The 24,468-nt window shown below is 68.3% G+C and carries 24 protein-coding genes and 1 riboswitch; of the genes, 9 read left to right on the forward strand and 15 right to left on the reverse strand.

What is annotated here, in order from left to right:
- Positions 1-36: 36 nt before the first annotated feature.
- Entirely contained in the window at positions 37-759 is a 723-nt protein-coding gene (locus LC438_RS13645; RefSeq protein ID WP_223586884.1) for a DUF6882 domain-containing protein, read from the forward strand.
- 37 nt (positions 760-796) lie between these two features.
- Here LC438_RS13645 and LC438_RS13650 read toward each other — a convergent pair whose 3' ends face one another.
- A complete protein-coding gene (locus LC438_RS13650) occupies positions 797-1,273 on the reverse strand; it encodes a DUF4188 domain-containing protein (RefSeq protein WP_105677156.1) in 477 nt (158 codons plus the stop codon).
- Positions 1,274-1,339: 66 nt separating this feature from the next.
- Here LC438_RS13650 and LC438_RS13655 point away from each other — a divergent pair, with 66 nt between their 5' ends.
- Both LC438_RS13655 and LC438_RS13660 read left to right on the forward strand, forming a co-directional pair.
- The gene (locus tag LC438_RS13655; RefSeq protein WP_223586885.1) at positions 1,340-1,903 is read left to right on the forward strand and encodes a TetR/AcrR family transcriptional regulator; all 564 of its coding nucleotides are present in this window, start codon (positions 1,340-1,342) and stop codon (positions 1,901-1,903) included.
- Between the two features lie 37 nt (positions 1,904-1,940).
- Positions 1,941-2,492, forward strand: coding sequence for a phage holin family protein (locus tag LC438_RS13660; RefSeq protein WP_223586886.1), 552 nt, complete (start codon positions 1,941-1,943; stop codon positions 2,490-2,492).
- Between the two features lie 111 nt (positions 2,493-2,603).
- Here the strand turns inward: LC438_RS13660 and LC438_RS13665 are convergent, their stop codons facing one another.
- From LC438_RS13665 to LC438_RS13710, 10 genes are all read right to left on the reverse strand, one after another.
- A complete protein-coding gene (locus tag LC438_RS13665) occupies positions 2,604-3,482 on the reverse strand; it encodes a bifunctional methylenetetrahydrofolate dehydrogenase/methenyltetrahydrofolate cyclohydrolase (RefSeq protein WP_223586887.1) in 879 nt (292 codons plus the stop codon).
- Positions 3,483-3,650: 168 nt separating this feature from the next.
- On the reverse strand, positions 3,651-4,925 hold the full coding sequence (glyA, locus tag LC438_RS13670) for a serine hydroxymethyltransferase (RefSeq protein WP_223586888.1): 1,275 nt from the start codon (positions 4,923-4,925) through the stop codon (positions 3,651-3,653).
- A 39-nt stretch (positions 4,926-4,964) separates the two neighbouring features.
- Positions 4,965-5,049, reverse strand: a riboswitch (ZMP/ZTP riboswitch).
- Between the two features lie 47 nt (positions 5,050-5,096).
- Positions 5,097-5,684, reverse strand: a complete 588-nt coding sequence (locus LC438_RS13675) for a hypothetical protein (protein WP_223586889.1) — start codon at positions 5,682-5,684, stop codon at positions 5,097-5,099.
- 131 nt (positions 5,685-5,815) lie between these two features.
- Positions 5,816-6,121, reverse strand: coding sequence for a hypothetical protein (locus LC438_RS13680; protein ID WP_223586890.1), 306 nt, complete (start codon positions 6,119-6,121; stop codon positions 5,816-5,818).
- A 65-nt stretch (positions 6,122-6,186) separates the two neighbouring features.
- Positions 6,187-6,684: a hypothetical protein gene (locus LC438_RS13685; protein WP_223586891.1), complete on the reverse strand. Its 498-nt coding sequence runs from the start codon at positions 6,682-6,684 to the stop codon at positions 6,187-6,189.
- Between the two features lie 153 nt (positions 6,685-6,837).
- Positions 6,838-7,191 carry a hypothetical protein gene (locus LC438_RS13690; RefSeq protein WP_146114386.1) on the reverse strand — a complete coding sequence of 118 codons (354 nt, stop codon included), beginning with the start codon at positions 7,189-7,191 and terminating at the stop codon, positions 6,838-6,840.
- A gap of 96 nt (positions 7,192-7,287) precedes the next feature.
- On the reverse strand, positions 7,288-7,584 hold the full coding sequence (locus tag LC438_RS13695) for a hypothetical protein (protein ID WP_146114385.1): 297 nt from the start codon (positions 7,582-7,584) through the stop codon (positions 7,288-7,290).
- Between the two features lie 448 nt (positions 7,585-8,032).
- Positions 8,033-9,247, reverse strand: a complete 1,215-nt coding sequence (locus tag LC438_RS13700; protein ID WP_223586892.1) for a DUF4240 domain-containing protein — start codon at positions 9,245-9,247, stop codon at positions 8,033-8,035.
- Between the two features lie 307 nt (positions 9,248-9,554).
- Positions 9,555-10,091, reverse strand: a complete 537-nt coding sequence (locus tag LC438_RS13705; protein ID WP_223586893.1) for a hypothetical protein — start codon at positions 10,089-10,091, stop codon at positions 9,555-9,557.
- 44 nt (positions 10,092-10,135) lie between these two features.
- Positions 10,136-10,702, reverse strand: a complete 567-nt coding sequence (locus LC438_RS13710) for a hypothetical protein (protein WP_223586894.1) — start codon at positions 10,700-10,702, stop codon at positions 10,136-10,138.
- 41 nt (positions 10,703-10,743) lie between these two features.
- On the opposite strand from LC438_RS13710, the gene LC438_RS13715 reads away from it, so the two are divergent.
- From LC438_RS13715 to LC438_RS13745, 6 genes are all read left to right on the forward strand, one after another.
- Positions 10,744-12,255, forward strand: coding sequence for a family 20 glycosylhydrolase (locus LC438_RS13715; RefSeq protein WP_223586895.1), 1,512 nt, complete (start codon positions 10,744-10,746; stop codon positions 12,253-12,255).
- Positions 12,252-13,418, forward strand: a complete 1,167-nt coding sequence (locus LC438_RS13720; protein ID WP_223586896.1) for an N-acetylglucosamine-6-phosphate deacetylase — start codon at positions 12,252-12,254, stop codon at positions 13,416-13,418. Before LC438_RS13715 ends, LC438_RS13720 begins: the two co-directional genes overlap by 4 nt.
- A gap of 482 nt (positions 13,419-13,900) precedes the next feature.
- A complete protein-coding gene (locus LC438_RS18550) occupies positions 13,901-15,919 on the forward strand; it encodes a sigma-70 family RNA polymerase sigma factor (RefSeq protein ID WP_263294827.1) in 2,019 nt (672 codons plus the stop codon).
- Between the two features lie 27 nt (positions 15,920-15,946).
- Entirely contained in the window at positions 15,947-16,318 is a 372-nt protein-coding gene (locus tag LC438_RS13735; protein WP_105677123.1) for a YrdB family protein, read from the forward strand.
- Positions 16,315-17,673: an FAD-binding oxidoreductase gene (locus LC438_RS13740; RefSeq protein WP_223586897.1), complete on the forward strand. Its 1,359-nt coding sequence runs from the start codon at positions 16,315-16,317 to the stop codon at positions 17,671-17,673. Before LC438_RS13735 ends, LC438_RS13740 begins: the two co-directional genes overlap by 4 nt.
- Positions 17,666-18,064, forward strand: coding sequence for an NUDIX domain-containing protein (locus LC438_RS13745; RefSeq protein ID WP_105677125.1), 399 nt, complete (start codon positions 17,666-17,668; stop codon positions 18,062-18,064). The genes LC438_RS13740 and LC438_RS13745 overlap by 8 nt, the downstream gene beginning before the upstream one ends.
- A gap of 128 nt (positions 18,065-18,192) precedes the next feature.
- Here LC438_RS13745 and nagB read toward each other — a convergent pair whose 3' ends face one another.
- The 4 genes from nagB to LC438_RS13765 form a co-directional block, all read right to left on the reverse strand.
- Positions 18,193-18,972 carry a glucosamine-6-phosphate deaminase gene (gene nagB / locus LC438_RS13750; protein ID WP_223586898.1) on the reverse strand — a complete coding sequence of 260 codons (780 nt, stop codon included), beginning with the start codon at positions 18,970-18,972 and terminating at the stop codon, positions 18,193-18,195.
- Positions 18,965-19,906, reverse strand: coding sequence for an ROK family protein (locus LC438_RS13755; protein WP_223586899.1), 942 nt, complete (start codon positions 19,904-19,906; stop codon positions 18,965-18,967). The genes nagB and LC438_RS13755 overlap by 8 nt, the downstream gene beginning before the upstream one ends.
- Entirely contained in the window at positions 19,903-21,090 is a 1,188-nt protein-coding gene (locus LC438_RS13760; protein ID WP_105677129.1) for an ROK family transcriptional regulator, read from the reverse strand. The genes LC438_RS13755 and LC438_RS13760 overlap by 4 nt, the downstream gene beginning before the upstream one ends.
- Positions 21,091-21,169: 79 nt before the next feature.
- Positions 21,170-24,418 carry a family 20 glycosylhydrolase gene (locus LC438_RS13765; RefSeq protein WP_223586900.1) on the reverse strand — a complete coding sequence of 1,083 codons (3,249 nt, stop codon included), beginning with the start codon at positions 24,416-24,418 and terminating at the stop codon, positions 21,170-21,172.
- Positions 24,419-24,468: the final 50 nt, after the last annotated feature.

The raw sequence follows: 24,468 nt of genomic DNA on the forward strand, positions 1-24,468 counted from the left end.
TGGCGGATTCATAGCAATCCGGGCGAGACTGGGGGCATGACCTTCGCCGCGCTCCAGCCGCTCGCCGACCGCTCCGCCCTCTTCACCGCGCTCCGTCAGGATGCCCTCGCCACGGCGACGGACGAGCTCGGCGACCACCGCTGGGATGCCGACATGACGGCGGGCACGATCACCTTCACCGCGAACGCCGATCCGTCGCGCACGCTGGTGACGACGGCTCATCTGATCGCGACGATCGCACCCGGGCCGCGGTCGCTGCTGTGGGCGTGGGCGCACCCGCAGGGTGACGCGCAGGGCGTCGCCGCGCAGCTCCGCGACTACGGCGTCGAGCACGGACTCGCCGAGCTGGCGGAGCCGGAGCTCCCCTTCCCGGCGGACGCCTCCGGCGACGAGGAGTGGATCGCCGCAGCCGCGCACACGATCGCGGGCGTCGCGGTGGAGATCACCGGACGCTCGCCCTACTACTCCGCCCCGATCTCCGGCGGCACCAGGGCGGTCTTCCTCCTCTACGCGCCCGTGCCCGCACTGACCGTCGCATCGGCGACCACCGCTCTCCCCCGCATCCTCTCCGGCCTGGCTCTGCCCGACGCCAGGACCGCCGTGTGGGACCTCGCCCGCCTCGCCGGCTGGAACCTCGCCTGGACCGACGACGCCTACACCGGCGCCACGATCACCGACGCGACGGCATCGGTCACGTTCCGCTTCGACGAGAGCGCGCGCATCACGAACATCGAGGGCACGCTGCAGCCCCAGAGCTGAGATGAGGGGTGGAGGCCGCGGCATCCACCCACCTCCGTCACCGCCCGAGTCGCTGTCGCGCGGTCTTCATGCCCGGGCCGACGGGCACGTGCGTGGTTGCCGCGGCCAGCCCGAACGCGGGCATGTCGACGTACACGGCCTCGAGATCGGCGACGGGCACCTGATACGTCTCGTGCCAGACGCCGACGCTGCCCGACCCCTGCAGCGAGCGCATGAAGTCACGCCACGGCTGCAGGTGCGGGGCGTCGCGGTCGGCGGCGAAGCGCTGCAGATGCTCGGGGCTCTCCCAGTAGGAGAGCAGGATGGTCGTGCGCCCGAACCAGTTGTGGGCGCCGAGCATCCCCGCCTCCGGATGGGTGGCGAGGTGCCGCAGCATCGGCGGCATCTTGCTGGCCGTCCACCACACCTTCCCCAGCTGCCACCAGCGGTTGGCCCGCATGCCGATGACGAAGACGGTGATGTCAGACCGGTCGGGTGCTGCCGTGTAGCGACCGGGGAAGACCTGCTGAGTCATGCGATTCTCCTTGGAACGTTGTTATGTAACTACGTTATGAAACAACGTTACGATAGACTTCCCTCCATGGCAAGACCTGTCTCCTACGACGACGCTCTCCGCGACCGACTGCTCGACGTCACGGCGGAGATGGTCGACGCGAAGGGCCCGGAGCGCATCAGCCTCCGCGACATCGCCCAGTCAGCCGGCACCTCGACCTCGGCCGTCTACTCCCTCTTCGGCGGCAAGGCGCAGCTGCTGGTCGCCGTGATCGAGCACGGCTTCGCGTCGTTCGGAGCCGCTCAGGCCGCAACCGAGCCGGAGGGGCTCCGCGCCCTCGGATACGCGTACCGAGGGTGGGCGAAGGCCAACCCCGCCCTCTACCGCCTGATGTTCGGCGGAGCGATCACGACCGTCGAGGACTGCGCTCCGGATGCCGCCACGACCTCCACCGCGATGGCTCCGCTCGTGCGCGCGCTCGCGGCGCGCGTGCCGGAGGAGCAGGTGATGGCTGCCGCCGTCACGGTGTGGGCGCAGGTGCACGGCGCCGTGAGCCTCGAACTCGCCGGAGTCGCGCCAGAGGTGCCCGACTGGGATGCCGTCTACGATGCCGTGGTCGACGCGGTGGAGCGCTCCTTCCCGCGCGCGTGAGGTGCCGCACGGCGCGCAGATGTGGAAGTCTGGTCGCATGAAGAACGGAATCGTCCGGTTCGCCGCGCTCTACGTGTTCAACGTCGCGGTCCTCCTGCTCATCGGCCTGCTGTTCAGCGGCGTCCGCGTGGGTTTCAACGCCCTGTGGGCGGCCGTGATCCTCACCCTCGCCGCGCTGTTCGTGAAGCCCGTGCTCGGCTCCGCGTTCCGGAAGTCCGCCGCGAAGTCGTCGGCCAGCCGTACGAAGGTCGGCGAGAAGACCGTGCAGTACGCGCTCGTCTACGTCGTCGAGCTCATCGTCTGGGTGCTGACGGTATGGCTGAGCGGGGTGCGCGCGTCGGGCTTCTGGGCGTTCGTCCTGCCTCCGCTGATCCTGCTCTTCGGCTGGATGATCTACGACCAGTTCGACGACAGGCTGCGCGCCAAGGCGGGCGAGGTGTACGACACCGTCTCCGCGAAGATCTCGAAGAGGTCGGATGCCGCGGCATCCGCTCCCACCCCCGACTCCCCCGCGACGACCGAGGCGCGCCAGGAGCTGAACGACGGCCTCACCCCCGAGCAGCGCCGCATGCTCGACGAGCTCGGCTGATCCGCGCGGCGGAGGAGCCCGGTCGTTGAGCGAGGACGCGCAGCGACCGAGCGCCGTGCTGAGCGAGCGCAGCGAGGCGAAGTGACGAAACGCCCCACGGGATGCGACGCGTCAGGCGAGCCGCTCGGCCGCCTCGACCACGTTCGTCATGAGCAAGGCGACGGTCATCGGTCCGACGCCGCCGGGGTTCGGGGAGAGGAAGCCGGCGACCTCGGCCACGTCGGGATGCACGTCGCCGAAGACGAGGCTCTTGCCGGTCTCGGCATCCGTCTCGCGCGTCACGCCCACGTCGAGCACGGCGGCTCCGGGCTTGACGTCTTCGGCGCGGATCAGGTGCTTGACCCCGGCGCCGGCGACGATCACGTCAGCCTGGCGGAGGTACGGCGACATGTCGGGCGTGCCCGTGTGCACCTGCGTGACGGTGGCGTTGATGTCGCGGCGGGTGAGCAGGAGGCCGATCGGGCGGCCGATGGTGACGCCACGTCCGACCACGACGACGTGCTTGCCCTTGAGGTCGTAGTCGTTGCGCAGCAGCAGTTCGATGACGCCGCGCGGGGTGCAGGGCAGCGGCGTGTGGATCGGGTTGTTCACGTTGAGCACGAGACGACCGAGGTTGGTCGGGTGCAGGCCGTCGGCGTCCTTCGCCGGGTCGATGCGCTCGAGGATCGCGTCGGTGTCGAGGTGCTTCGGCAGCGGCAGCTGGACGATGTAGCCGTGGCAGTCGGGATCGGCGTTGAGCTCGTCGATCAGCGCCTCGACGTCGGCCTGCGAGGCATCGGCGGGGAGCTCGCGCTGGATCGAGTTCATCCCGATCGCCTCGGACTGACGGTGCTTCATGCCGACGTAGAGCTGCGACGCCGGGTCGGCGCCGACGAGCACCGTGGCGATGCCGGGGACGATGCCCTTCTCCCTGAGCGCGGCGACGCGCTCGGTGAGCTCGGCCTTGATGGATGCTGCGGCGGCCTTGCCGTCGAGGATCTTCGCGGTCATGCTGTCTCTTCTCTTCCTTGCGTTCGCCGTTCGGGGCGGTGTCCGCCCTCGTCGAGTTCTCGTGCTTTCGCCGAGTGCACGGCTCGTTCGCGTGAACGGGCCGTGCACTCGGTAGCTTCTCGTGCACTCGGCAGCATCCCGTGCAGTCGCGGACGGGATGCCGCGGGCTTACTGCTGCAGGTCGGGGTACAGCGGGAAGGCCGCGGCGAGCGCGTCGACGCGGGCACGGAGCTCCTCGACGTCGGCGCCGGGCTGCAGCGCGAGGGCGATGACGTCGGCGACCTCGGTGAACTCGGCGTCGCCGAAGCCGCGCGTCGCGAGCGCCGGGGTGCCGATGCGCAGACCCGAGGTGACCATCGGCGGGCGCGGGTCGTTCGGCACCGCGTTGCGGTTCACGGTGATGTGGATGTCGTGCAGGAGGTCCTCGGCCTGCTTGCCGTCGATCTCGGCGTCGCGCAGGTCGACGAGCACGAGGTGCACGTCGGTGCCGCCGGAGCGCACGGCGATGCCGGCATCCTTCACGTCCTGCTGAGACAGACGCTCCGCGATGATGGCGGCGCCGCGCAGCACGCGCTCCTGACGCTCCTTGAACTCCGGGGTGCCGGCGAGCTTGAACGCCGTCGCCTTGGCGGCGATCACGTGCATGAGCGGGCCGCCCTGCTGTCCGGGGAAGACGGCGGAGTTGATCTTCTTCGCGATCTCGGCGTCGTTGGTGAGGATGAAGCCAGAGCGGGGGCCGCCGATGGTCTTGTGCACGGTCGAGGAGACGACGTGCGCGTGCGGCACCGGGTTCGGGTGCAGCCCCGCGGCGACGAGGCCGGCGAAGTGCGCCATGTCGACCCAGAGGAGCGCGCCGACCTCGTCGGCGATCTCGCGGAACGCGGCGAAGTCGAGGGTGCGCGGGTAGGCCGACCAGCCGGCGATGATGACCTTCGGCTTGTGCTCGATGGCGAGGCGGCGGACCTCGTCCATGTCGATGGTCGAGGTCTCGGGGTTCACCCCGTAGGCGACGATGTTGTAGAGGCGGCCGGAGAAGTTGATCTTCATGCCGTGGGTGAGGTGGCCGCCCTGGTCGAGCGAGAGGCCGAGCAGGGTGTCGCCGGGGCGGGCGATCGCGTGCAGCACGGCGGCGTTGGCAGAGGCGCCGGAGTGCGGCTGGACGTTCGCGAACTCCGAGCCGAACAGGCTCTTGGCGCGGGCGATCGCGAGCTCCTCGGCGACGTCGACCTCCTCGCAGCCGCCGTAGTAGCGGCGGCCGGGGTAGCCCTCGGCGTACTTGTTCGTGAGCACCGAGCCCTGCGACTGCAGCACGGAGACGGGCACGAAGTTCTCGGATGCGATCATCTCGAGGAACGTCTGCTGGCGCTTGAGTTCCCGGTCGAGGACCTCGGCGATCTCGGGGTCGACCTCGGCGAGCGGGGCGTTGAAGTAACGGTCGGTCATGTGACGTGCTCCTCTGACAACGGATTCGAAAGGGGTGCTTCCATCGGCCCAGGCGCGCGGTCGAATTCCGTGGTCAGTCGCTCCCCGGTGGTAGTCCACCCAGACGCCAGTCGCGACGGTTACGAGCATAGCGGATGCCGCGGCTGTCGAGCGCGGAGATGACGTCAGGCCCTACCCCTGTTCGTGCGACAGAGGGACCCCGAGGCCGCACTCGCCGTGGCCGTATCTGAGCGCCAGCGGAATGGTCTGCGCGGACGACATCTCCCCGATGCCCCAGAGCAGGCTCAGGGCCACGATCTTCCCTTCCGATGCCGGAAGGCCGATGGCGGCGACAAGGGTTCCGCTCTCCGCCCCGACGACGCCGAACCGCCGACTCGCGTCATCCGCGTCGTGCAGCAGCGCATCGAGCTCAGCGTCCTCCAGTTCGTCGAGTCGGACATCGTCGAGCAGGACCGCCGCCGACTCGACGGAGCCCTGGGAGTCGCGGACCATCGACGTCTCGAACAGCGTGCCGTCCACGAGAGCGACGAGGCCGACGGCGACGTAGAGCCGCTCTCCGTCTTCGGCCATACGACACTCGCTGGAGGTGGGCGCAACGACGTCGAGATGCCCCGGCGTGAAGTACAGACGAAACGCCAGGATCACGAAGAATCCGACACCCAGAATCGTGAGGATGATGAAGACCTTCGCCGTCCGGCGCCAGAAGCGCAGACGTTCGACGAGGCTCTCGGACTCATCGTTCTGTGCTCGTTCCACCACCACGGCATTCCTCCGGCCAGGATCGCCACGCGACCTCTGAGCCCACGGTAACGACTGAGCGAAGCGAACGGTGCGTTCGGGACGCGACCGTTATGGTCGCGGGCCTCATCGGGTGCCGTCGGGCCTGGGGGTCAGTTGAGGTCGAACAGGGCGCTGACGTCGAACCAGGGGATCCTCTGGGTACTGAGCGTGCTCATGCCCGACATGCGTACGAAGGATGGCCGGACTTCCCGACGCATCAGCCAACGGAACGGACCGTTCGACAGCGCCGCGATCAGGTTCGCGACATACCAGGCGACAGCCTGCTTTAGAGACGCCTTCTGAGCCCACGAGTGAACCAGGAGCCAGGCCAAGAAGGCGCTGGGAATCACAACCCACAGCGCGAGCCCGCGAAAGAAGAGGAAGAGCAGCCAACCTAGCCCCTCGGGGAAGCTCATCCTCTTGGCTCCTTCCGCGCGTTGGTCCTGCCGCGAATCGCGCCCCGTTTGCGGTTCGCTCATGATCACGCGCCGGCCGCGTAGGTCGCGAGAAGCAGGATGCCGAACACGACCGCGATCGCACCGTACGTGGCGAGGACGGTTCCGCCGCCCATCCTCACTCGATCACGTGTGGGCATTGTCAGTAAGCCGGAGGAATCGTGCTGCCAGCTCGACCTGTCCTTCCATGCCTGCCAGATGAAGCGCAGGCCGAACAGCATCCCAGCACTGCCTGTGATGCTGAGCGCGATGCTGAGCACAATGCCCCCTGCTCCGAGGATCTCGGAGAGAGCGGTCAGGGCACGCAAGAAGTTGTCCTCACGGCTCCGAAAGGACGTCAGCGGCGTCAGGATCAGGAGGCCGGCGCCGATGAGCAGCTGCATCACGGAGATCAGGACCGAGTAGGTCGTCGCGGACATCCGGGAGCCCTTGACGATTCCGGCCTGCGACATGTTGGCAGCAACCCGACGCCGCCCCAGGAGCATGACCGCGCCCGCGGTCAGAAACAGGATGCCGATGGCCATGAGGATTCCGGACACCACCGACATGCTTGCCCCCTCGGTCACCGCTGACGCTCGTATCTGGACGATAGCAGCAGTCGTCACCAGTACGCCCCCAAGCAGCTTTCTGTAGTGGTGGTTCAGGAGCAGATCCGGAAAGGAGGCTTCGAGGCGTTCTTACTCCGACGGCAGAGAACCCGCCTCCGCCAGCGCCCGCTCGCGTTCGACTTCCTCGCGCCAGAAAATGGCGTGATCCTTCGCCTTCACCCAGAAGACGAAGCTGGGCACGCCGAGCATCAGGAAGGGCAGTACGAACGCCGGGCCATTCAGCGAGACTCCTCTCACCAAGGAAACGATCTCGAACAGGACCAGGACTACCCCGAGCACAATGCAGATGGCGGCAAGAGTTCGATAGAGCAACCAGCGCCGGCGGATCTGACGGCTGTCGCGAAAGTCGTATCCGCCGAACATGGCCGTGGCGAGTGCGTGCCACCGACTCCGCGGCCCCTTCACGCCGTCTTGCGTCTTCAAGCCCTGCTCACCCCCACGAGCGCCTCTTATCAGGACTCGATCGTATGTCCCCGGCGAAGTCGACATCACGGGAGTCCGTCGAGTTGTGGTCCACGGCTACGACCCCGCCCCCTCGTCGTCATCGGCCTGCTCCGCGACGCCTGCCGCGATCGCGGCCTCGAACGCCGCTTCGCTCGCGTCGAGGTCTCCCCTCTCGTGTTCGACATCGGCAAGGTCGAGGTACGCACGCGGTTCACCGGCTTCTGCCGCAGCACGGAGCACATCCGCGGCAGCATCGAGGTCCCCGGCCGCGCGCAAGGCATCGCTCAGCTGCCAGCCGGTCGTGGGGTCAAGGGCGTACGCATGCTCAAGTACTGCCCGTCCGGCGTCGTCGGAGCCGAACTCCAACTCCAACTTGCCTGTCGATGGTCAGCGCCGCCCGCAGCACTCTATGAACTTGATTGCGCTGAGCCACTATCCAAGTTCTGCAGGGTTCGACCCATCCATCCCACTCTGTGTGAGATGTTGGCCATGTCTACCAGTCTGACGTATCGAGCAGTCGGCATGTACTTACCCGCACGCACTCCGACGAGTCCCGTAGCAAGAGATAGAAAGATATTCCAGTCGTACCAACCCAGGCACGCACCATAACTGGCCCTCTGTCGCCACGAGTGGACGAAGATCCATGCAAGAAAGGTTGCGGGTATCAATACCAGCAGATACAACCCTCTGAATGCACAGAGAGCGAACAGGACAATGACGTCAAAGATGACGATCATGGCAAGGCTCTCGATCCCGCGGATCGGGGCGTAAGCCTTGGCGGGAGTTCATGTCCAACAGAAGTACCCAATCTCTCCACGCGCTACTCGCCGGCCTTCCGCATCCCGGCCGAAGCGAGCTCGCCCGTGTAGTACCTCTGGACATACTCATCCATGCTCAATCGACTACGTCGAGTCCCTCCGGCGATCTGATGCCCAGTCGCGACGCCGTCGATTCCCGGAGCGTAGGTGACGACGTTGGGATGCAGCGTCTCTCCATCGCGCAGCCGGGCACGCACGTAGGCGACGACTTCCTCACGCGCGGTCTCGTTGTTCCCCTGCACGACACACCCCATCATCTCGCGCACAGTTCCCTCCGCCGTGGTCGCGTACGCCAACCAAACTATGAATCGTCGTTGACTCCACGGGCCAAGACGCAACCGAGATAACTGAATGTCATATGAGAAAGGACCAGGACTCGGAATCGACGCCCACGGATCCGGCAACGGATCGGGCGCATCGGGCCAGTACAGCGGGTTCGTGCCCGTCTCGATAGACGCATCCGGTTCAGGCACCCTGGAGACGGAAGCATCTTCCGCGACACCTAGCAATGCTTCACCGCTAGCGCCATCGGCATCCCTGCCAGGTCGCGGATGCTCTACGCGGTCGCGGAACACCTCGCGACCCGCCGCCACGATCTCGCATCGGTAGTACAACGACGCATCCGCACTGATCACACGCTCCTCCCCCTCTCCCACACCGACGGTATTGAGGGGCTGGTCAAGCTCACGCAACCGCGCGACCAACGTGTCACGGAAGAAGAGAACATCCCGATACGGCAACGCCTCCAATGCCTCCGTCAACTCCGCGATCTTCTCGTCCTCCAACGACCCGCCGAGACAGTCGATCAGAGACCAGAAGCGATCGTTGTCCATCAATGGCCGCGCTGGAGCATCCTTCCCGGTCTCCGGGATCTCGACGGTTCCAACTACCGAGTCCACCCAGGCAACCGGATCCTTGAACGCTGTAGGAAGCACCCGATCCTGAACCAGTACGGGACCCCATTCGGAAGGGACGGGGAAGTTCCACGCCGCCAGCACCCGGAACTCACCCCCAGGCGGCGCGCCAACCCCCGACCAATCATCCTCGTCACGCTGGAACAGCACGAGGTCGTCGAATCGCCGCCCCCTACGGAACACCACGCGCACCGCATGACCCTCCGAGATACGCCCCCCGAAGAACCCGTGAGCTTCCAAGGCCCCCAATCCACCGACACCGTCGGCGCGCTCCATCAATTCTTCCGGCGTCAGGTGTTTCATATCCACTCCTATTTGCAGCTATCCCCTTGCCCCGGCCGACACACACCGTGTTTGTCAACATACGCAATGATATTGCTAGGTTGAAAAACTCGTAAACCGTGATGTTTCGCATCGTCGACCTAAAGGTGTTCCGAGTCACGAGTCCCGCAGTGTTCTTGATCACCTTTGGGACACGCTCAAAGCCCCCACTTCGATCAAAGCATTCACCCCATCACCTCTCCCATGCGGGTATATAGAGGACGGCGTGCGGGCAGACGGAAGGTAAGGGCGGGGGATTGACTCTAGTGACGCCGAACTCACATGGCGCTTATTCACGCCCAGTTGTTGAGTAAATGCGATAGATGACGGCCTCAATTTCCTTTCGAGTCAAACCGATACGCCATGTCACCCCGCTAGGCTTCAGCGGTCGCATACGAAACACCTCTCCGCTTGAGAGCTCTATCGCAAGCAGAGGATAACAGCCCATGAAGGCCCATTCACCACGAATATCTCTTACGTCTGTCAAATATGTACTCGCTACGGGTGTATCTCTTGCACCTTTGGGGATTCTCAACACGCACACCCGACCATCTCGAACTGAGATGCAGCCTTCTTCGAAGTCGACAAGCGGCTGTCCAAGACCATTTTGCATCTGCGCATGATCGAACGCGACAGCTGGGACAGATTTGTTGAGGGAAAGCTCTAGTGCGTATGTACGCACTCGTCGGTTACGCGTAAGAATAACTGCAACGTAGGCGATGTCAATTGCGCTCACGATTAATACACCCAAGCGCACATCAGATCCGAGAGAGGCCGAAGCGAGGAGGAAGAACAAAGCCACACCAGTAATGACAAGGAAGATCACCCACGCACAGTAGTCCGCGAGTCGCATGTGCGGAATTATGGGTTTCAAATGTGTGGCCTTCCATCCGAGGGAACAAGCTGCCATATAGCAAACTGAGATATTGAGAAAATGGTGCCACCTACCCCAGCCCCGCCTCCAACTTTGGTCAAACCCGCTGCGTAGAACATGGTCGCCATGCCGAGTGCAGGCAATTGCGCGATGCAGATCGCATCCAGCTTGTGCGCGACGCAGTCCGCCCCAGTCGCGACCCAGGCAGCACCGATGCTTACAGTCCCTGCAAGTAGGGCAGTCGCTTTCATTGCAAGTAGGCCTGCCGGGGACAACTCCATGAAGGCAGCAGCTATTTCAGCACCGCCCCCGATCGCTCCAGAAACCAGAGAGGTTATATTCGCGATCTTGGAAATGTTTGTCAACGTTTCATAGTTGAAGAGCGATGAAGAGCGGGAGTACGTTGGACGCGATGCTTTCTTCACCGCACGCTGGATGACCGGGGCACTGTTTTTACTGGTGACTCTACCCCCATCAGACAATGGGGCGATCGAGACCTTCTCGCCGCTTAGATCATGCATGTTGACGGGGTCTGGCGGCCAGACGGATGGAAGAAACAACATTCCCTATATCCAGGGATCACCCCAGACGATAGGTTTTGTTCATGGTCCTTCCCCATCTTCTGCCCCTCGTTCCAGCGCCCGTGACCGCCACCGCAGGAGAAGGACGGATGCCGCTCACCGCCGCCTCCTCTGTGTCCGGACCCGCAGCCGCCACGGCGCAGCTTATCGACGCGGTCGCCCGGCGCAGCGGCATCCGGCTGTCCTCCGTCGAGGGCGATGCCGACATCACTCTGCGTATCGACGGGGCCGTCGCGAACCCCGAGGGCTACGGCCTCACGGTCGGCGAGCGCGTCGAGGTCGTCGGCGCCGATGAGGCCGGCCTCTTCTACGGCATCCAGACCCTGCTGCAGCTGCTGCGCGAAGACGAAGACGGCTCCTGGGGCCTCCTCCGCGCCACCGTCGCGGACGCGCCCCGCTTCGCCCGCCGCGGAGTGATGCTCGACGTCGCACGCCACTTCTTCGGCGTCGACGACGTCAAGAAGTTCATCGACGCGACCAGCGCCCTCAAGTTCAACCACCTGCACCTGCACCTGAGCGACGACCAGGGCTGGCGCATCCACATCGACTCCTGGCCGAAGCTCACCGAGCTGGCGGCGACGACATCGGCGAACGGCGACCCGGGCGGCTTCTACTCGAAGGACGACTACCGCGAGATCGTCGCGCACGCGGCATCCCGCCACATGATCGTGATCCCCGAGATCGACCTCCCCGGCCACACGCACGCGATCGGCGTCGCGTACCCGGAGCTCGTCGAGGCGCCCGTGCTGAACGACGGACTGATCTCGGAGTCCGCGCGCCTCGGCCAGCCGCTCCCCGTCGCTGGCGAGACCTACATCGGCTGGGGCGTCGGGCACTCCAGCGTGCGCATCCACGAGGAGCGCACCTACGACTTCGTGCGCGACGTCGTGCGCGAGCTCGCCGAGATGACGCCCGGCCCGTACATCCACGTCGGGGGCGACGAGTCGCTCGGAACACCTCAGACCGACTTCGACCTGTTCGCCGCACGGGCCACCGAGATCGTCGTCGCGGCGGGCAAGACCCCCGTGGCCTGGCACGAGATGGGCTCCGCGGCCGACATCGCCGAGGGCACCGTCGGACAGTACTGGGGCAACACCACCCCGCAGGGCACACACGCCGAGGAGGCAGCGCACTTCGTCGCACGCGGCGGCGCGCTCATCATGTCGGCCTCGAACGTCGCCTACCTCGACATGAAGTACACGCCGGAGTTCCCGCTCGGACTCGACTGGGCTGCCATCATCGACGTCCGGGCCGCCTACGACTGGGAGCCGACAGCCGTGCTCGACGTGCCCGCCACCGCGATCCTCGGAGTCGAGACCCCGCTGTGGAGCGAGACGACCCGCACCATCTCCGAGGTCGAGCAGCTCGTCTTCCCGCGCGCCGCAGCCCAGGCGGAGATCGCCTGGTCGCCGCAGACAGCGCCGGAGCGCACCTGGGACTCCTTCCGCGCACGGCTGGGTGCACTCGCTCCACTATGGAAGGCTGAGGGGGTCGACTTCCACCCCAGCCCCGAGATCCCCTGGAGCGCACGATGAGCGTCCACACCTCCACGACGGGCTCGCTCGTCATCCACTCCGCCCGCGTCGTGGACGGCGGCGAGATCGTCGAGAACGGCTGGGTGCGATTCGAGCACGGCGCCGTTGCCTCGCGCGGCGCCGGATCGGACTGGGCGCCGGCCGACGAGATCGTCGACGCGTCCGCGGTCGCCGGAGCAGACGCCGTGCTCACGCCGGGGTTCGTCGACATCCACGGCCACGGAGGCGCAGGCGCCGCCTTCGACGACGGCATCGAGGCGATCCGCACCGGCAGGGCGCTGCACCGCGCGCACGGCACGACGCGCGCGGTCGTCTCGCTGGTCACGGCGACACTCGACGAGCTCGCGCTCAGCGTCGCCGGCATCGCCGACCTGATGCAGACGGATGCCGACATCCTCGGCTCGCACCTCGAAGGCCCCTTCCTCGACCCCGGGCACCACGGCGCCCACGAGCCGACGCTGCTGCGGCACCCGGAGGCGGGCGACGTCGAGCGCCTGCTGGAGGCGGGGCGCGGCACGATCCGCCAGATCACGATCGCGCCGGAGCTCCCCGGAGGGCTCGACGCCATCCGGCAGATCGTCGCCGCCGGCACCGCGGCCGCGGTCGGGCACACCGATGCGGATGCCGCCATGGCCGTCGCCGCATTCGAAGCGGGAGCCTCGATCCTCACGCACGCCTTCAACGCGATGCCCGGCATCCACCACCGCGCCCCCGGGCCGGTGCTCGCCGCAGCGGCCGACCACCGCGTCGTGCTCGAGGCGATCGCCGACAACGTGCACCTCGACCCGCACGTGATCAAGCTCGTGTTCGACTCCGCCCCCGGGAGGGTCGCACTGATCACCGACGCCATGGCGGCCGCGGGCAGCGCCGACGGCCACTACGACCTGGGCGCGGTGAGCGTCACGGTCGAGAACGGGATCGCACGCGCCGACGACACCGGGTCGATCGCGGGCTCCACGCTGACCCAGGACGTGGCTCTGCTGAGGGCCGTGCAGGCGGGCGTGACACTGCCCGAGGCGGTGCGCGCATTGACCGAGACCCCGGCCCGCGCGATCGGGCGCGGCGAACGGCTCGGCAGCCTGCGGACCGGATCGGTCGGCGACGCCGTGCTTCTCGATGCACAGCTGCGCGTCGCGCGCGTATGGGTGGGTCAGCGGCTCTGAGAACCGCGCATCGCGCGACGACGCGCAGCTCTGCGCTCTCCGGTCGAAATGTGTGTGCGGGGCGGGAGGCCGCCTTCTCCCCAGATCGGCGGCCTCACCCCCACAACAGAGCAGGTGGGCCGGGAACTCCTCCCCCGAGGCTCCCGACCCGCCAGCTGGTGCTGTTACCCCTCGCACCAGCGCCTCAGAACTCCGCCCCCCGGTGGAGCCCTTATGGCTGTCTCTACGTGATGAGACGAACTCAGCCGCCGTTCATTACGCGACTTCCCAGAAAATCTTCGAAAATCTTTCCCCTCCGCCAGGCCACAGATTCGGAAATAGTGAACGACCTGGACTTTTGGCCAAAACTCAAGATCTGCTTTGGACTTTCGTCAGGGGTGGCCTAGCTGAAAGAATCGGGAGAGAATGGAAAAGACGCGTGATGAAGAGCGGTCTCACGCGTCTCTTCATGTGAAGGCGCACCCGCGCCCCACGACAGATGGATGACTGTGGACGACGAGAACACACTGCACGACGACGCGATCGCGGACGCCGACCTGGTTCTGCGCACCCGCTCGGGTGACGCGACGGCCTTCGGCGAACTGTGGCGACGGCACTACCCGTCCGGCATGTCCGTCGCGCGCTCGATCACGTCTTCGATCGACCCCGACGACCTCGTGCAGGAGTCCTACACCCGCATCTACCAGGCGATCATCAAGGGAGGCGGCCCCAACGGCTCCTTCCGCGCCTACCTCTTCACCAGCATCCGCAACACCGCCGCCGCATGGGGACGCTCCCGCCGGGAGTCCGCGATCGATGAGCTCGACGCGGTCGCCGACCCTGACAGCACCGAGCAGGCGGCGAACGAGGCCCTCGACCGCGGTCTCACCTCGCAGGCCTTCCGCAGCCTCCCCTCCCGCTGGCAGGAGGTGCTCTGGTACACCGAGATCGAGCAGATGAAGCCCAATGAGGTGGCGCCGCTGCTCGGCATGAAGGCCGGAGCCGTGTCACAGCTCGCCTTCCGTGCTCGCGAAGGCCTCAGAGAAGCGTGGATCCAGGCGCACCTGCGCAGCGCAGCCCCCGGGTCGGACTGCCAGTGGACGATCGAGCATCTCGGCGCGTACACGCGAGGGAACCTGAGCACTCGCGACCACAAGCGCCTCGAACAGCACCTCGACGAGTGCGCACGCTGCATGATCGTCGCCGCCGAGGCCAAGGACGTCTCGAAGCGCCTCGCGCTCGTACTGCTCCCCCTCGTGCTCGGCATCGCCGGCTCGGCGGGCTACCTCGCCACCCTCCAGGGCGGCGGCGCACCCATCGTCGCGCTGGCGGCCATGCCCTCCAGCGTCGTCCAGGGCGGCGTCGTCGCCGCCGGCGGCGCTGCGGGCGGAGCAGCCGGCGGATCAGCAGGATCCGGAGCCGGAGGCTCTGCGGGCGGCGGCGCAGGAGCCGCCGGAGGCATCTTCACCGGAGTCGGCGCGCTCGTCGGAGCAGGCTCCGCGGCACTCATCGTCGCCGGCGTCGTCGCCGCGGCCACCATTCTGCCCGGCCTCAGCAGCGCTGACCCGTCGACCTCGCTGTCGAACGCCGCGGCGAGCGACTCCTCGTCTATCGCCGCCGACATCGCCCCCGACGACTCGATGTCGTCCGAGGAGACGACCATCGTCGAGCCGCCGGCACCGCCTGCACCCCCGGCGCCGCAGCCGCCGGTCGAAGAGGCCTCTGCACCGGAATCCGCTCCCGTGGTGACGCCGCCGGCGCCCCCGGTGACACCGGAGAAACCCGTCGACCCCGTGAAGCCGGTCGACCCCGAGAAGCCCGTCGACCCGATCGATCCCATCGACCCCGTGGACCCGGTTCTGCCGGAGGGAGCTCCGACGGTCGGGAGCGCGACGGTGAGCTTCTCCTTCGACGAGCAGGATCTGATCGTCACGCACTATCGCGTCCCCGTCACGGGAGTGGCCCAGGCGAAGGTGAGCACTCTCCTCGGCGGCTCGACCGCCGGAAACGGCGAGGTCGTGCTCGTTCCCTCCGCCCTCGACTCGACGACCGGCGAAGGAACGATCGACCTGCGGCCATCGCTGCAGCAGATCTGCGAGAACGCGACGGTCGAGTTCTTCTATGTGGCCGGAGACAAGAAGGGCGCCGTAACGAGCACGACCCTGCGCGAGCTCAACGACTTCTATCCCGAATTCCTCTGCGATTTCGGCATCGGTGTCGTCACGGATCCCCCCGCTCCGACGGAACCGACCAGCACGGAGCCCCCTGCCGAGACCTCGACTCCCGGGCCCGCGGAATCGGCCCCGCCTGCCCCGACCGAGCCCGTCGCCCCGGTGGACCCCGCGGCCCCCATCGAGCCGGCAGCACCGCCCGCACCGGTCGCGCCCGCGCCCGTGCCCGTAGAGACTCCCGCCGCACCTGCTCCTGAGGACTCCGCCGCACCCGTGCAGGCGAGCCTCCTCGGCGCCGCGATCGACACCGTCGCAGACGTCGCCGGCACCGCTCCCGCGCCGGCCGAGTAGCTCCCGAGCGGCGAATAGACTGGGGTCATGCCCCAGGAATCCGCACCCGTACCCGGCGTAGACCGCCCGAACATCACCGCGCTCGACGTGGTGCGCGCCATCGTCCTGGTCGTCGCCGTCGGCACACTCGCGCTCTGGGGCTTCGCCACCTGGCCGCTGCCGTGGAATGTCGTCCTGGGCATCGGCGCCCCCGTGATCGTCATCCTCGTCTGGGCGCTGTTCCTGTCTCCCAAGCCTGTCCTCCGGCTGCACCCGTTCCTCCGCGCGGCTGTGGAGCTGCTGATCTACGTCGGCGTCACCATCGCCTGGTGGCTCATGGACCAGCCCCTCGTCGGCATCGCCTTCGGCGTCGTCGCCGTCGGCGCCGGACTCGTCAGCGGGCGCCGCAGCCTGTCATGACCGCGCTCGAGCAGCTGACAGCCGCTCTCGGCGACCTCGTCGACACCGCCCCCGCCGCGCTCGAGTCCGCACGGGCCGACCGCTCGGGTCACGCCGCTCCCGGTCTCCCTCTCGCCGTCGTGCACGCCGAGACGGTCGAGCACGTCCAGCAGATCATGCGCATCGCCACGGCGACCCGCACGCCGGTCGTCGTCAGAGGCGCGGGAACCGGTCTCGCCGGGGCCGCGAACGGAGGCGCGGGAGAGATCGTGCTCTCCACGGCGCGCATGACCGCGGTCACCGAGATCCGCGCCGATGATCTGCTCGCAGTGGTCGAGCCGGGCATCCTCAACGCCGACCTCAACGACCTGCTCGCCGAGCACGGGCTCTGGTGGGCGCCCGACCCCGCCAGCCGCGCGATCTCGACCGTCGGCGGCAACATCGCCACGGGCGCAGGCGGGCTCCTCTGCGCCAAGTACGGAGTCGTGCGCGACGCCGTGCTCGGCGTCGATCTGGTCCTCGCCGACGGACGACTGCTCCATCTGGGGCATCGGAGCGTCAAGGGCGTGACCGGCCTCGATCTCACCTCTCTCGTGATCGGCTCGGAGGGAACGCTCGGCGTCGTCGTCGGCGCCACCCTGAAGCTGCGCCGGCTCGTCTCCGGCACCACGTGCACGATCACCGCGACCTTCCCCAGCGTGCGGGCGGCCGCCGTCGCTTCCGCGGCGGTGACGGCGACCGGCATCCAGCCCGCGATCATGGAGCTGATGGATGCGGCGAGCCTGGCCGCGGTCGCCGCTCTGCTGTCCCTGCCGGCGCCGGATGCCGGCATGGCGCAGCTGACCATCCAGACCGACGGTCCCGCCGCCGTCGCCGAAGCGGATGCCGTGGCCGAGGTCCTCCGCACGAGCGGCGGCGCCGTGCAGGTCTCGCACGATCGCGAAGAGGGCGAACGCCTGCTCGCCGTCCGCCGATCCATGCACGCGGCCATGGCAGCGCTCGGCACCACGCTCATCGAGGACGTCTCGGTCCCGCGCAGCGCGATGCCGGCGTTGTTCGACGAGATCGCACGCATCGAACGCGAGTACGCGCTCACGATCCCGACCGTCGCGCACGCCGGAGACGGCAACCTGCACCCGAACTTCATCTTCGATGGTCCCGATGTGCCCGAGCACGTGTGGGATGCCGCTGGCGCGCTGTTCCGCGCCGCCATCGCCCTGGGCGGCACGCTCACCGGCGAGCACGGCATCGGCACTCTGAAGAGCCGCTGGCTGGCCGAGGAGCTGGGCGACGATCAGTGGGAGCTGCAGCGGCAGATCACCAGGGTGTTCGACCCCCTCGGCATCCTGAACCCGGGAAAGGTGTTCCATGCCTGACATCCACGTGAGCGCGGCCGTCATCGTCGACGACGACGGGCGCGTGCTCGTCGTCCGGAAGAACGACACCGTCCGCTTCATGCAGCCTGGCGGCAAGCCGGAGGAGGGCGAGTCCCCCGCGCAGACGCTCGTCCGCGAACTGCACGAGGAGCTCGGCGTGCTGCTCGACGAGGGCGACCTCGAGCCCCTGGGCACGTTCATCTCGGAGGCGGCGAACGAACCGGGGCACCGCGTGGTCGCCGAGGCCTTCGCCGCGACGGTCGACCCCGCCGCCGTGACGGTCCAGGCCGAGCTCGCGGAGCTGCGGTGGATCACCCGCGAGGACGCGGAGACGCTCCCGCTCGCCCCGCTGAGCGTGGAGCACCTGCTGCCGATCGCCTGGTCGCGCTAGAGGCGCACGAACCTCACCCCGTTTCGTCTCGCTCCGCTCGCTCAACGACCGACAGCGGACTCGAGTCGAGCTCCCCGGTCGTTGAGCGAGGAAGCGCAGCGACCGAGACGAAACGCTCCGGGTTCAGGTCAGATGCCCTGCCAGGCCGGCTTGTTCGCGAACGTGTAGCGGTAGTAGTCGGCGAGCTTCAGGCGCGACGCGGCGGCCTCGTCCACGACGACGGTCGCGTGCGGGTGCAGCTGGATGGCCGATCCGGGGAGGATCGCCGAGAGCGGCCCCTCGACGGCATCCGCCACGGCCTGCGCCTTGCCCTCCCCGAACGCGAGCAGCACGAGGTGCCGCGCCCGCAGGATCGTCCCGAGCCCCTGAGTGATGCAGTGGCGCGGCACGTCGTCGATCGAGTCGAAGAAGCGGGCGTTGTCCTCGCGGGTCTGCTCGGTGAGGGTCTTGACGCGCGTGATGGAGGCGAAGGACGAGCCGGGCTCGTTGAACCCGATGTGTCCGTCTGTGCCGATGCCGAGGATCTGCAGGTCGACGCCGCCCGCCGCCGTGATGGCCGCCTCGTAGTCCTCTCCCGCGTGCTGGATGGTCGCCTCGGCGCCGTTGGGCACGTGGATGCGCTGCGGGTCGAGTCCGAGCGGCTCGACGACCTCCCTGGTGATCACCGAGCGGTAGCTCTCGACGTGCGCGGGGTCGAGGCCGACATACTCGTCGAGGGCGAAGCCGCGCACCTGCGAGACGTCGACACCGGCGAGCCGCGAGCGCAGGGCCTGGTAGACCGGCAGCGGCGTCGAGCCCGTGGCGAGTCCGAGAACCGCATCCGGACGACCGGTGATCAGCTCGACGATCTCGGCGGCGACCAGCTCCCCTGCGGCTTCCTTGTTCTCGACGATGACGACTTCAGCCATGGGAAACGATCTCCTTCGAAGGGACGGACGCGCCCACGAGGGCGGCGCCGAAAGCGGCCGCCGGAGACCCGGCGGGGAGCATCTCGATTCTCTCATCCAGGTGGAGAGAGCGCATGAACGGCGACGATGCAGCGCCGGCCAGAAGAGCAGAGCGGATGCCGTCTTCGAGACGGTCTCCGAGGGCGGTGAGACCACCGCCGATGATGACCCTGTCGACGTCCGCCGAGAGGACGAGGACGCGCACTCCGGCAGCGCCCCCGGCGAAGAGGTCGGCACGGAGGGCGAGCGCGAGCGGGTCGCCGGACTCCGCGGCATCCAGGATGTCCCGCACGGGGAGCGCACCGGGGCGGCCCCAGGCCTTGGCCAGAGCACCGCCGCCGCAGAGCGTCTCCACGCAGCCGACCTGGCCGCATCCGCAGAGTCGGCCGTTCGGGTCGACGGAGAGGTGACCGACCTCACCGGCCGTGCCGCGGGAGCCGCGCCAGATCCGGCCGTCGACGACGATGCCGGCGGCGACGCCGGTGCCGAGGTTCAGGTACGCCATCGATCCCGCCGCTCCGCGCAGCACCGCAGCGCCGAGGGCGGCGGCCTTGACGTCGTTCTCCACCCGGAATCCGATGCCGAGACGGGCGCTCGCGAGCTCCGCGAGGTCGAGGGATTCCACGCCGAGGTTGACGGCGTGCAGCACACGACCGGACTCCTCGTCGACGAGTCCGGGGATGCCGACTCCGACCGACCCGATGTCGGCCAGATCGAGGCCCGACTCCGCGGCGAGCGTGGTGACGGCGCCGACGACGTTCGCGACGACCTCCTCGCCACCCCATCCGCTCAGGCGACGGACGCGCCCGATGATCTCGTCGTCCTCCCCCACCGCGACGGCGTCGATCTTGGTCCCACCGACGTCGAGGCCGACCCGGACCGGCCTCGCGGTCACGAGACTCCCAGCTGACTGGAGAGCACCATCACCGCGGCTCCGCGCAGGACGATGTCGTCCTGCTGCGTCAGGCGGATCTCCACGTCTTCGAACACGCCCTCCAGAGTGCGGGCGTGCAGGGTCTCGATGGCGGCGTCGATAAGGGTCCCGTCGAGCAGTTCGGCAGGACCGGACAGCACGACCTCGGAGAGGTCGAGCGCGGCGACGATCGGAGCGATGCCGATGGCCATGCGGGTGCCGGCGTCGCGCAGGATCTCGTCGCGCGACTCGGGGGTCGCGTCGATCGCGGCGCTGAGCCTGCTGACGCTCAGCCAGGCCTCCAGGCATCCGTCCTTGCCGCACGCGCAGCGCGGACCGCCGTCGGTGCCGACCACGACGTGGCCGATCTCGCCCGCGGCGAAGCGGCTGCCCAGCAGCGGCTGGCTGCCGGTGATCAGACCGGCGCCCACTCCGCGGCCGATCTTGATGAGCATGAAGTCGGCCTTCGCCTCACCGAAGGTGTACTCGGCGAGGACGGCGGCGTTGGCGTCGTTGCGCACCAGCACGGGCAGGTCGAGGTCGATGCCGAGCTTGGCCTCGAGCGGCAGGTTCGTCCAGCCGAGGTTCGGCGAGCTGAGCACGAGCCCGTCGGGGCGCACGACACCGGGGGTGCCGAGGCCGACGCCGAGCACCGGCTGCGTCGCCGCGGCGACGAGGGTGCGGGCGAGCTCCAGCGTCGCCGCATAGGCGGCGGCGCCGTCTGCGGCCTCTGGGCGCGGAACCTCACGGCGCTCCAGCACGTCGCCGTCGAGGCTCAGGACGGCGCCGACGAAGGCGCTCGGACCCGAGAGGTCGATTCCGACGATCTGGTGGCCGACGCGATCGATGTCGATCAGGATCGGAGGCTTGCCAGGGCCCACGGTCTCGCGGATGCCCATCTCGACGACGATGCCGTCGGCGATGAACTCGGCGACGAGGTCGGAGATCGTCACGCGGGTCAGTCCGGTCTCCCTGGAGAGGTCCGCCCGACTCATCGCCCCCGCGTGGTAGAGCGTCTGCAGAACGAGGGCGCGGTTGTGCCCGCGGGCGTGCTCGGGAAGCACTTTGGAGCGGGAGCGCAGGTGGCGTCCGGGCCCGAAGGCGTGAGTGTTCGCACCGGCGTAGTCTGACGACGATGGAGGACGCGTTTCATCCGATACGGACATGTTTGTTAGTAGACCTTACGAACAAAATTTACGCAACCCCCGCCACACGGTGCGGAACGAGGGTTACCAAAACGTTACATTACTTCGGCGATGATGTCGCCGCCGCTTCCGCCCTCTCTACGAGACGTTCGACCAGTCCCGCGACGATCTCCTCACGCTGAGCGATCGTCAGCGGCTTCCCGGGGATGCCTGGGCGACGCTGTGCGGGAGTCGGACCGTCGAGGGGACGATACCGCACCCCCGCCTGCGCGAGGCGGCGGAGATGGGTCGGCAGGCGTCGCGAGAAGTCCGCGACGTCACCGGAGTCCCCGCCCTCCCACAGCCGCTCGGCGATCGCCGACAGGCGGGGGAAGGCCGAGAAGTCCACGCGGTCCCTGGTCGGCAGATGCTCGGTCCAGATGTTCGCCTGGCCGCCCGCCGCCCCCGGCTCGACCCGAAGCGAGTACGCCCGCTCGATCGTGAGCGGCGGCCCCACCCTGATCGGCTCCTCTTCGGAATCGGACTGCGGATAGTCGAGGTACACCTCCAGATCGGGGCAGGCGATCACGGGGATGCCGCGGCGGAGCGCCTCGCGCATGGCGGCGGGTCCGCGCCAGGCGAGGATCTCCACGCCGTCCGGGACATCCCCCTCCAGCACCTCGTCCCAGGCGAGGGCCATGCGGCCGTTGCGCCGCACCCGCTCCACGAAGTGCGCCGTGAACCACGGCTGCACGTCGTGCGGATCGTCGAGCCCGAGCTCGCGCATCCGCTCCCCCGCTGCGGCGCTCTCCGCCCATTCCGTGACCGGCACCTCGTCACCGCCGATGCCGATCCAGGGTGAGTCGAACAGAGCGCACAGCGCGTCGATGGCCGCGTAGCCGAACGCCAGCGACGCGTCCGTCGGCGCGAGCGTGCGCGGATTCACTCCGAAGCGCTCCCACGCCGAAGACGGCGGTTCTCCGACGTCGAGGTTGCCGAGCTCCGGGTAAGCGGCGAGACCCGCCTGGATGTGGCCGGGCAGCTCCACCTCCGGCACGACCGTCACGAACCGCTCGGCGGCGTAGGCGACCAGTTCGCGCAGCTCGGCATCCGTGTAGAAGCCCTCGTGCACACCCGGCTCGACGGTCGCCAGGACGCCGTGACCCCGCTGCGTCGCCTCGCGACGGGCGCCGACCTCGACCAGCCGCGGGTAGCCGGGCACCTCGAAACGCCATCCCTGGTCATCGGTGAGATGCAGATGCAGCACGTTCAGGTGGTGATCAGCGAGCAGATCGATCAGACGGCGCACGTCCTCAGCCGGACGGAAGTGCCGCGCGACGTCGAGCATCGCACCGCGCCAGCCGTACGCCGGCGACCCCTCCCACGTTCCCGCGGGTATCCGCGCGGAGTCCGCTCCCGGCTCGCGCAGCTGTCGCAGCACGGTCACCCCGCGGAACACCCCCGCAGGGCTCGCCCCGCACACGTCGATGCCGTCGGCGGCGACGACGATGCGGAACGCCTCCGTCCCGATGCGCCCTTCGGCGTCCGGAGCCGCGGCGAGCGACTCGTCGATCCGCAGACGGATCCCCGGCAGCCCGCCGCCCGCCTCCCCGCCGAGGCGGGCGACGCTCGATGCGAGATCGGGCGAGGCGATGATCGGCGTGGCCGATGTCCAGACGAACCCCGGGGCCGACGGATCGATCGCGCTGTGCACGAGCGGGACCGTCGCGCGGTGCGGGGCGGGCGGCATCCGCAGCGCCGCTCCGGGCGTCGCACCCGTGACCGCTCCCCGCTCGACGACAGGGACGCCGCCGACGAGCACCTCGACGACGCCGATCGGGGCCTCCCTCGGCGACTCGAAGGTCGCTCCGGCCGCCACCGTCTCGGGATCGAACAGGACCAGATCGGCGGTGGCGCCCTCGCGGATCACCCCACGCGGCGCATCGCCGCGGTCGAGCCCGAGCCGGGAGGCGGGTGTCCCCGCGAGATGGCGCACGGCCTCCTCCAGCGTCAGCACGCCGAGCTCCCGCACATAGTGCCCGAGATAGCGGACGAACGTCCCGCGCCCGCGAGGATGCGGCCTGGCGCCGATGAGGATGCCGTCGCTGCCCCCGCTGTGGCGCGGATGCGCCATGATCGCACGCACGTTGTCCTCGTCGCCGATGTGCATGAGGATGCCGGTCGCTCCGGCATCCTGCACGATCGTGTCGAGCACGACGTCGACCGGGCGCCGCCCAGAGTCCGCGGCGATCTCCTCCACCGTGCGCCCGACGAGGTCGGCCAGCTCCGGCGCGGTCGTGCCGGAGATCTGGATCGCGCTCCAATCGGCCTTCTCACCGTGGAACCCGTCGCAGCCGATGTCCTCCAGCTCGACGCGCACGGCCTCTCGACCCTCGTCGTCCAGCGCGGAGATCGCAGCGAGCAGGTCGCCGCTCTCGGAGAGCCTGCTGGGGAGCAGTGCCGCCAGTGTGGTGGCTCCGGGGAGGTAGGGGTAGGTGTCGAGCGTCACGTCGACGCCGTCGGCGATCGCCGCGTCCACGAGCGCGAGCAGCTCGACCGCCCTCCCCCGATTGGGTGCGAAGTTCATGGTGGCGTGGGTGAGGTGCACGGGGCAGCCCGTGCGGCGTCCGATCTCGATCGCCTCGCGGTAGGCGTCGAGGGCGGCGCCTCCGTAGCTGCGCGTGTGCGGAGCCCAGTATCCGCCGCGCTCGGCGACCACGCGGCACAGCGCCTCGAGCTCCGCGGTGTCGGCGTACATCCCCGGGGTGTAGGTGAGCCCGCTCGACATGCCGAACGCACCCGCGTCGAGCGCCTCGCCGAGCAGATCCGACATCGCGGCGATCTCACCGGCGGTCGCCCTCCGGTTCTCGTGGCCGACGACCATCATCCGGAGGTTGCCCTGCGGAACCAGGGCGGCCGCGTTCGCCACCGCTGCGGCGTCGATCGCATCGAGCAGGTCGCCCATCGTGCGCCACGGGACGGATGCCGGCATGCCGTTCCAGCCCGCGATCTGCGCGGGGATCACGGATGCCGTCGCCTCGTCGAGCGGCGCGTAGCCGAGCCCGTCCTGGCCGAGGACCTCGGTCGTCACTCCCTGCAGGATCTTCGCATCGTGACGTGCGCCCTCGAGCACGGCGAGCTCGCTGTGCGCGTGCATGTCGATGAATCCGGGCGCGAGGACCAGACCGGTCGCATCGACCTCCACCGCGCCGGGTGGAAGCTCGATGTCGCCGCCGTGACCGTCGCGCATCAGCGCGACCACTCTGGCGCCCTCGATCGCGACATCCGCGAGGAAGCGCGGGGCGCCGGTGCCGTCGACGACCGTCGCATTCCGATAGACCCGTACCGGCTTCTCCGAGCTCAGAAGCATCCCGCCACCGCCGCTCGCGCGCACAGGTGAACGGCGTTCGGAATTAGTAC

The sequence above is a fragment of the Microbacterium sp. OVT16B genome (assembly GCF_019969705.1).
Lineage (GTDB): Bacteria > Actinomycetota > Actinomycetes > Actinomycetales > Microbacteriaceae > Microbacterium > Microbacterium natoriense.